General features: G+C 73.5%; 8 protein-coding genes. 4 read left to right on the forward strand and 4 right to left on the reverse strand.

Annotated elements, in window-relative coordinates; genetic code table 11:
• Positions 1 to 26 precede the first annotated feature (26 nt).
• The 3 genes from UW392_RS13120 (at position 27) to UW392_RS13130 (ending at position 3,745) form a co-directional block, all read left to right on the forward strand.
• On the forward strand, positions 27 to 1,010 hold the full coding sequence (locus tag UW392_RS13120; protein ID WP_320775127.1) for a protein phosphatase 2C domain-containing protein: 984 nt from the start codon (positions 27 to 29) through the stop codon (positions 1,008 to 1,010).
• 94 nt (positions 1,011 to 1,104) lie between these two features.
• Positions 1,105 to 2,847: a pyruvate dehydrogenase gene (locus tag UW392_RS13125; RefSeq protein WP_320775122.1), complete on the forward strand. Its 1,743-nt coding sequence runs from the start codon at positions 1,105 to 1,107 to the stop codon at positions 2,845 to 2,847.
• A 415-nt stretch (positions 2,848 to 3,262) separates the two neighbouring features.
• A complete protein-coding gene (locus UW392_RS13130; RefSeq protein WP_414496039.1) occupies positions 3,263 to 3,745 on the forward strand; it encodes an ATP-binding protein in 483 nt (160 codons plus the stop codon).
• Between the two features lie 66 nt (positions 3,746 to 3,811).
• On the opposite strand, the gene UW392_RS13135 is transcribed toward UW392_RS13130, so the two are convergent.
• Together UW392_RS13135 and UW392_RS13140 are read right to left on the reverse strand one after the other, a co-directional pair.
• Positions 3,812 to 4,855, reverse strand: coding sequence for a DUF2637 domain-containing protein (locus UW392_RS13135; RefSeq protein ID WP_320775123.1), 1,044 nt, complete (start codon positions 4,853 to 4,855; stop codon positions 3,812 to 3,814).
• Positions 4,856 to 5,190: 335 nt separating this feature from the next.
• A complete protein-coding gene (locus UW392_RS13140) occupies positions 5,191 to 6,042 on the reverse strand; it encodes a (2Fe-2S)-binding protein (protein ID WP_320775124.1) in 852 nt (283 codons plus the stop codon).
• A 183-nt stretch (positions 6,043 to 6,225) separates the two neighbouring features.
• Between UW392_RS13140 and UW392_RS13145 the strand changes: the two genes are divergently transcribed.
• Positions 6,226 to 7,062 (forward strand): GntR family transcriptional regulator, encoded by an 837-nt coding sequence (locus tag UW392_RS13145; RefSeq protein ID WP_414496036.1) that lies wholly within the window; start codon positions 6,226 to 6,228, stop codon positions 7,060 to 7,062.
• 52 nt (positions 7,063 to 7,114) lie between these two features.
• Here the strand turns inward: UW392_RS13145 and UW392_RS13150 are convergent, their stop codons facing one another.
• Both UW392_RS13150 and UW392_RS13155 read right to left on the reverse strand, forming a co-directional pair.
• Complete coding sequence (locus UW392_RS13150; protein ID WP_320775125.1) at positions 7,115 to 7,891, reverse strand: hypothetical protein; 777 nt, start codon at positions 7,889 to 7,891, stop codon at positions 7,115 to 7,117.
• Positions 7,892 to 8,043: 152 nt separating this feature from the next.
• The coding region (locus UW392_RS13155; protein WP_320775126.1) for a PucR family transcriptional regulator at positions 8,044 to 8,413 on the reverse strand (370 nt) is incomplete at its 5' end.

Consider the following 8,413-nt stretch of genomic DNA (forward strand, 5'->3'; position numbering starts at 1 on the left):
GCCCCCGCCCCACCGCCCCCACCCACCTGGGGCCCCGCCCGCCCACCTACGACGGGGAGCCGGGCGCGCTGCCGGCCGCCGACCCGGACGACCTCGACGACCTCGTCGCGGACACCGTGCTGGACGGGGCGCGGTACGGGACGTACACCCTGCGGGCGGCCTCGGTGCGCGGGGACTCGGCCCGGTTCCGGGGCGAGCCGCGCCGGGAGTCGCTGCTCACCGCCCGGTTCGGCAGCGGCGAGCAGGCACTCGTCCTGGTCGCGGTGGCGACCGGAGCCCGCTCCGTCCCGGGCGCGCACCGGGCGGCGGCCGAGGCGTGCCGGTGGATCGGGCGGGCCGTGGGCCGGCACCACGCCCGGCTCGCCGAGGACATCCGCGAGGCCCGGCGCGGCGACCTCAAGTCCGGCCTGCACCGGCTCACCGACCGCAGCCTCGGCAGGCTGCGGGCCAGCGCCGTCGAACAGGGCTTCGACCCGGAGGAGTACACGGCCGGCCTCCGCTGCCTGCTGCTCCCGGGGGACCCGGAGTGCCGTACCCGCGTGTTCTTCGGCATGGGCGCCGGCGGGCTGTTCCGGCTGCGGGACGAGGAGTGGCAGGACATAGAGCCGCGGATCGCCGAGGCGGCGGCGGGCGAGCCGGTGATGGGCTTCGGTTCGCTGCCGCCCGGGACGCCCCGGGGCGACCGCCTGACCATGGACCTCGGCATCGCGACGCCGCCGAGCCCGTACTCCGCCCACCTCCCGGCAGGGGACCACCCGGCGGGGGGCGGGACGTCCTCCCGAGAGCCCTTCCGCTTCCGGGCCTCCGTCGCCCGCCCGGGCGACACGCTCCTGCTGTGCGGCGCGGGCCTCGCCGACCCGCTGCGCGGCGAACCCCGGCTCGCCGCGCACCTCGCGGACCGCTGGGCGGGCGCGAAGCCGCCGGATCCGGCCGTCTTCCTCGCCGACGCACAGGTGCGGGTGAAGGGGTACGCCGACGACCGGACGGCCGTCGCCGTCTGGGAGGCATGAGCGACCCGCGTGTGCCTTCATGGACCCGGAGGGATCCGCGGGTTCCGCGGGATCCGCGAGGGATCTTCAGGAGACCGAAGGGCACACGAGAGCCATGGCCAAGCAGAATGTAGCGGAGCAGTTCGTCGACATCCTCGTCCGTGCCGGAGTCGAGCGCCTCTACGGCGTCGTCGGCGACAGCCTCAACCCGGTCGTCGACGCCGTCCGCCGCCACTCCGACATCGACTGGGTCCACGTCCGCCACGAGGAGACCGCCGCCTTCGCCGCCAGTGCGGAGGCGCAGATCACCGGGAAGCTGGCCGCGTGCGCGGGCTCCTGCGGCCCGGGCAACCTCCACCTCATCAACGGGCTGTACGACGCCCACCGCTCCATGGCACCGGTCCTCGCCCTCGCCTCCCAGATCCCCTCCAGCGAGATCGGCCTCGGCTACTTCCAGGAGACCCACCCGGACCGGCTGTTCGCCGAGTGCAGCCACTACAGCGAACTGATCTCCAGCCCGAAGCAGATGCCGCGGCTGCTGAACACCGCCGTCCAGCACGCCGTCGGGCAGTCCGGCGTCAGCGTGGTCTCGCTCCCCGGTGACATCGCGGGCGAGCCGGCCCCGGAGAAGGCCGCCGACACCGCCCTCGTCACCTCCCGGCCCACCGTCCGTCCCGGCGACGCGGAGATCGACCGGCTGGTCGAGATGATCGACGAGGCGGGCAAGGTCACCCTCTTCTGCGGCGCGGGCACGGCGGGCGCGCACGCCGAGGTGATGGAGTTCGCGGGGAAGGTGAAGTCGCCGGTCGGGCACGCCCTGCGCGGCAAGGAGTGGATCCAGTACGACAACCCCTACGACGTCGGCATGAGCGGCCTCCTCGGCTACGGCGCCGCCTACGAGGCCACCCACGAGTGCGACCTGCTGATCCTGCTGGGCACCGACTTCCCGTACAACGCCTTCCTCCCCGACGACGTCCGCATCGTGCAGATCGACGTACGCCCGGAGGTCCTCGGCCGGCGCTCCCGGCTGGACCTCGCGGTGTGGGGCGACGTGAAGGAGACGCTGCGCTGCCTCACCCCGCGGGTGAAGGCCAAGAAGAGCCGCAAGTTCCTCGACAAGATGCTCAAGAAGCACGCGGACGCGCTGGAGGGCGTCGTCAAGGCGTACACGCGGAAGGTGGAGAAGCACACCCCCATCCACCCCGAGTACGTGGCGTCCGTCCTCGACGAGGTCGCCGCCGACGACGCGGTCTTCACCGTCGACACCGGCATGTGCAACGTCTGGGCCGCGCGCTACATCTCGCCCAACGGCAGGCGCCGTGTCATCGGTTCCTTCTCGCACGGCTCCATGGCGAACGCGCTGCCGATGGCGATCGGCGCCCAGTTCACCGACCGCAAGAGGCAGGTCGTGTCGATGTCCGGCGACGGCGGGTTCTCGATGCTGATGGGCGACTTCCTGACGCTCGTGCAGTACGACCTGCCGGTCAAGGTCGTGCTGTTCAACAACTCCTCGCTCGGCATGGTCGAGCTGGAGATGCTGGTCGCCGGGCTCCCCTCGCACGGCACCGCCAACACCAACCCCGACTTCGCCGCCGTGGCCCGTGCCTGCGGGGCGTACGGCGTCCGCGTGGAGAAGCCGAAGGAACTGGCCGGCGCCCTGAAGGAGGCCTTCCGGCACAAGGGCCCGGCGCTCGTCGACATCGTCACCGACCCCAACGCCCTGTCCATCCCCCCGAAGATCAGTACGGACATGGTGACCGGGTTCGCGCTGTCCGCGTCGAAGATCGTGCTGGACGGCGGCGTCGGCCGGATGCTCCAGATGGCCCGCTCCAACCTGCGGAACGTGCCGAGGCCCTGAGGGCCTGTGTCATGTACCCGGCCGGGCGGGTCTCCTCCGTGGTACGGCGCGGAGCCGTGCCCCGCGCCTGGCTGACCCACCTCGTGGGAGGCGCTCACCGGCCGGCCTGGCCCCCGGGGCCTGGTCGGGTACGGCCGGAGCGGCAGACGTGCCTGGACGTGGGGAACCCGAGGGCGCGGTCGGCGCGGTGGCCCGGCGATACCCGTAATGCCCCGTTCGACCCCGTTCGTCATCGCTCTACCGGCAGGTGGGACCGCTTCCACGTCGAGCGGCCGTTCGGCTTGACGGAGTGCGTTCGAACGCCTACGCGGAGTGGTTGAGCATTCAGCATGACTGCCGTGTTCCACGCCCGGGCATGGATCTCGTGAACGTGTTCGAGCAGGAGGGATTCGGCATCGGCGTGCGGGCGGGGGTCATGAAGAGGCAGGCACGAGGGGGTGGTTCCATGGGGGTCGGAACCTCTTCGGCGGAGAAGGTGGAGGCAGCGGCCGACAAGGCACCGGACCGGCCCGGGACGGGGCGGCTCCGGCGCAGGCTGGCCCAGGCGGACCTGCGTGCGGTCGCCGAGGCCCGGCGGGCGCTCAGAGAGCTGCTCGGCACCTGGGGGAAGCCCGGCAGGTCGGATGTGGCCGAGCTGCTGACCAGCGAGCTCGTCACCAACGCACTGATCCACACCGACCACGACGCCGTACTGACGGCGACCGTCACCCCGCACGGACTGCGCGTGGAGGTACGGGACTTCGTGGCGCGCAGGCCCCGGCTGCGCGTACCGGACGCCGACTGCGACACGCACGGCAGGGGATTGTTCCTGGTCCAGTCCCTCGCGGACGCGTGGGGCGTGCGGAGCCACGGGGTGGGCAAGGCGGTGTGGTTCGAACTGGACGCGGACGCGGTCTGACCGCGACGGGGGGTACGGGACGGGGGCGCGGCCTGCGAGCCGCGCCCCCGTCCCCTGCGTTCCTGTCTAGCCGAACTGCTGCTCGAGGTCCTTGAGCTTGCGCTCCAGGGAGTCCAGTCGCGGCAGGGCCTGTGTGTCGTCCTCCGCGGTGAGGTCAACGGTCCTCTGCTGGTCCGAACCGCTGCGGACGGGCTGCAACGAGGGTCGGGTACGTGAGGGCAGCTGCTCCGCGGATATGGCAGGCTCCGAGGTGGCGGGCGCGGGGGCGCGCTCGACGGTCGCCACCTCCACCTGCCGGCCCTGCTGGCCGCGGCCGAGCACCCCGCGGTGACCGCGGCTGATCGCCTTCAGCTGGGCACGGTCCAGCTTCTCCTGGTCGCGGCGGCGCTGCCGCTCCTGCTCCTTCTTGCGCTTCTCGTCGCGCACCTCGTCGACGGCCTCGTCCAGGCTGCGCACACCCTCCAGCAGCATGAGCGACCATGCCTTGTAGGTCTCCCGCGGTGCCCGTATCCAGCGGACGACACGGATCTGCGGCAGCGGGCGCGGGATGAGGCCCTGCTCGCGCAGTGCGGCACGGCGGGTCTGCTTGAGCGCGCGGTCGAACAGCACGGCCGCGGAGAGGGACATGCCGGCGAAGAAGTGCTGGGCGCCCTCGTGACCGAGACCGGTGGGCGCGTGCACCCAGTTGAACCAGGCGGCCGCGCCCGCGAACGTCCACACGAGTATCCGGGAGCCGAGCGCCGCGTCACCGTGGCTGGCCTCACGCACCGCGAGCACCGAGCAGAACATGGCGGCGCCGTCCAGGCCGAAGGGGACCAGGTACTCCCATCCGCCGGACAGGTTCAGGTTCTGCCGGCCGAAGCCGACCAGTCCGTGGAAGGAGAGCGCGGCCGCGACCGCGGCACAGCAGAAGAGAAGGACGTAGGAGGCCGTGCCGTATATGGCCTCCTTGCGCCGGCGGCGCTCCTCGCTGCGCTCCCAGGAGTCCTCGGTCTTCGCGTGCTCCCCGGACTTCCTGCCGCGCGCCAGCACCGCCACCGCCGCCAGCAGCCCCAGGAGCAGTACGGCGCCCGGAAGCAGCCAATTCAGCGATATGTCGGTCAATCTCATCACGGGTCCCTTGCATTGGGATAGGGCGTAACGCCCGCCATAGTGGACCAATCCCCGCGGGCCTCAGGGGGGTTTCGGGGCAAGAGGCCGCCAAGGGAGGGCAAGGGGATGCGCCAGGCGGCAATCTGCTCGAACTGCCGCGCGAGGGCCGGGAGTTGAGTGCGAATAAGACTACCCGTACGGGTGGTTCCTGGGAAAGTTCCCGTGACGGGTGAGCAAGTTGTGAAGCATTTGTAACCCGCGAGTAGCCCGCATCGCGCGATGATCTTACGGGACCCGCGCGCGCGGGATGACCCGAGGTGACCCGAGGCCGCCCGGCCGCAAGTGACGTGCCGTCAGCCCGCCGCGCGAGCCGTCAGCTTGGCGACGCGGTCGGTGTCGCAGGTGCGCGGGCAGGTGGCGCAGGTGTCCTCGGGGCGCAGCGTGTAGAACATGCAGCAACTGGCCCGGTCGCGGGTGGGCAGCGACTCGCCGTTCGGCCCGGTGAGGTCGCGGAAGGCCGCGGAGCCCACGTACGGCCGGGTCGCGCCCGGCAGCAGCAGCTCCAGCTCCCGCTTGGCGCGCTCCTCCTCGCCGAGGAGGTGGGCGAGGTACCAGAGGCCCTCGACGATCTCGTCGGTCGCCAGCGCCCACAGGGCGCGTCCGCGGCGCCGCATGCGCGGGCCGAAGCCGCCGAGCAGCGGTTCCAGGTGTTCGGCGACGGCCGCCCGCACCTCGGCCCGCAGCGCGTCCTCGTCCGGCACGACGCGCGCGCCGGGCAGGCCGGCCGCCGGGTCGTCCGGCAGACAGGCGAACGTGCCGGTGCGCACGGCCAGCCGGCCCTCCCCGCGGTGGAAGGCGACGTCCTCGACGGGGAAGCGCGGCACCCGGCGCACCAGGAACCAGGGGAGGGTGAACAGCAGGCAGACCGGCCAGGCGTAGCGGTGCAGTCCGAAGCTCGCGACGACGTCCGGGCGGGCCTTCTGTCCGTAGTCCCGGAGCACCTGCTCGTCGTCGAAGGCGAGGAACGCGTCGAGGTCCCCGCCGCCCTCCGCGAGCCGGGCGGCCGCCACCCAGCCGTCGCCCCGCGGGGTCGCGTCGTCGGGGGTCAGCTCCGTGACGACGAGCCCGGGGAACACCTCGGTGAGGCGGGCGTACGCGTCGGCGACGGGCGAGGCTGCCGGTGCGGGCGGTGCTGGGAACGGCATGCGGGACCCCCGTTGCGCAGTCGTCGTCGAACGATCTCAAAGCAGGTAAGCCTCACCTTACCTGATGTAATCCATATATGAACTGACGCTCGGTGCGCTTAGGGTGCTTTACGACCGGTAACAACCCGGGTAACGCCCTTGGGCACCGAACACCCCCGTATCAGCGACCCCGCAGGAGGATCCGTGGAGCAGGCCGGCCCACGCGCGCGTGACCCGCAGGCCCGCACCGTGGCCGGGGCGGGGCTCCCGCAGGCGGTGCTGCCCCAGGCCCGCGCGCACACCGCGCACCCGGCCCGTCCCGGTCCGGCCCGGGGCGAGCACGGGTACGCCGAGCCGCCCCTCCCGCGCTCCCGCCCGGACGGCTCCGGGTCGGGTCCGGTGGACGGTCCCGGCCGCCCGGTCGTCCAACGGGCCTCGGTCCGCGGGCAGATACTCGACGCCCTGCGCGCCGCCCTCGGCGAGGGGGAGCTGACACCGGGCGAGGTGTACTCGGCGCCCGCGCTGGGCGAGCGCTTCGGGGTGTCCGCCACCCCGGTGCGCGAGGCCATGCAGCAGCTGGCCCTGGAGGGCGCCGTCGAGGTCGTGCCCAACCGCGGCTTCCGCGTGGTCCGGCGGGGCGCCCGTGAGCTGGCCGAGCTGGCCGAGATCCGCGCCCTGCTCGAGGTGCCGGTGATCCAGCGCCTGGCCCGTACGGTGCCCGCCGCGCGCTGGGCCGAACTGCGGCCCCTGGCCGAGGAGACGGCACGCGCCGCCTCCTCGGGCTGCCGGGCGTCCTACGGCGAGGCCGACCGCGCCTTCCACCGCGCGGTGCTCTCCCTCGCGGACAACGAGCAGCTGGTGCGGCTCGCCTGCGACCTGCACCGCCGTACCCAGCTGCCGCGCGCCACCGTCCCCTCGGCCGCCGTGCGGGCCGAGCTGATGGCGGACGCGGCGGAGCACATCGCCCTCCTGGACGCGCTGGGCGCCGAGGACCCGGAAGCCGTCGAGTGCCTGGTGAGACGGCACTTCGGGAACGGCTGAGCGCGCCCCGCGACCGCCCGCCCGCGCCCCCGCACGGCCTTCCCGGCCGGCCTCAGACCGCCGCCGGCGGCGGCGGTGCCAGCCGCCCGGCCAGCCAGGTCGGTACGCCGCCCAGGAGCCGGAACAGCCGGGTCGCCTCCGCGCGCAGCCGGGTCGCCTCCGGTTCGGTCTCCGCGTCGGCCAGGGAGGCCAGCGCGGGTGCCGTGCCGACGAGGAAGCCCAGCTCCTCACGGATGCGCAGGGACTCGGCGAACCCGTGCCGGGCCTCCGCCAGCTCGCCGTCGCGCAGCGCGAGCCCGGCCAGGTGCCGCCAGGCGGTGGAGAGCAGCAGAGGGTCGCCGTGGGCGGTGGCGCCCGCGTGGGCCCGGCGGTAGGCGGCGCGGGCGGCCTGCGGGGCGTGGGCCAGGTTCTCGGCGAGCAGCCCGCGGCGGAAGTCCAGTAACGCCCGGCCCGGCGCGCCCGGGGTGATCAGCGCCGCCGCCCGGCCGAGCGCGGCCCGGGCCTCGTCGGCCCGGTCCCGCACGCCCAGCACCGTCGCCGCGTACGCCAGCTGCCCGCGCTCGCAGGCCGCGGCGCCCCGCTCGTCGTCGCTGCGGGCCTGCGCCTCGGCCGTGCGCAGCGCGTCCTCGGCCTCCTCCCAGTGGAGCCCGGTGTACAGGCACCGCTCCACGAGGAGCGCGGCCCGCTGCAGCGAGGCCGCCGGCGTGGTCGGCGTCAGCAGCGCCGCCGCGTCGGCCCAGCAGGCCCGCGAGCGCAGCCGCCATACCGCGGTCTGGAGTGGATCGTCACCTTCGGTCGTTCCTGTACCAGACATGGCGGTATACGCCACGTTGCCCTCCCCAAGCACACCGTCGAGCCGTTGAGTGGTGGCCGCATCTCAGCATGGATCGCGGCACCCGGCCAAGGGGGTGGGTGAAGGATTTCACATAGTCATGGGGTGCGGACAGCGCGGCGTGAGGTCCGGCGCGCACCCCCGTGACCTCAGCTCATGCGCAGGGCCAGGAAGAAATCCAGCTTGTCCTCCAGACGGGACAGGTCCCGGCCCGTCAACTGCTCGATCCGGCCCACCCGGTACCGCAACGTGTTGACGTGCAGGTGCAGCCGCGCGGCGCAGCGCGTCCACGAGCCGTCGGAGTCCAGGAACGCCTCCAGCGTCGGGATCAGCTCCGCCCGGTGCCGGCGGTCGTAGTCCCGCAGCGGGTCCAGCAGGCGGGCGGTGAAGGCGCGGCGCACGTCGTCCGGGACGAACGGCAGCAGCAGCACGTGCGAGGCCAGCTCCTGGTGGCCCGCCGCGCAGACCGGCCCGGGCCGCGCCGCCGCCACCCGGCGCGCGTGCCGGGCCTCCTCCAGC

This window comes from Streptomyces sp. CRN 30, from assembly GCF_034105845.1.

Excerpts from the sequence above, each read along its gene's own strand:
- UW392_RS13135 (WP_320775123.1), bottom strand. The coding sequence starts at position 4,855 with ATGAGATTGACCGACATATCGCTGAATTGGCTGCTTCCGGGCGCCGTA.
- UW392_RS13125 (WP_320775122.1), top strand. The coding sequence starts at position 1,105 with ATGGCCAAGCAGAATGTAGCGGAGCAGTTCGTCGACATCCTCGTCCGT.
- UW392_RS13130 (WP_414496039.1), top strand. The coding sequence starts at position 3,263 with ATGAAGAGGCAGGCACGAGGGGGTGGTTCCATGGGGGTCGGAACCTCT.
- UW392_RS13140 (WP_320775124.1), bottom strand. The coding sequence starts at position 6,042 with ATGCCGTTCCCAGCACCGCCCGCACCGGCAGCCTCGCCCGTCGCCGAC.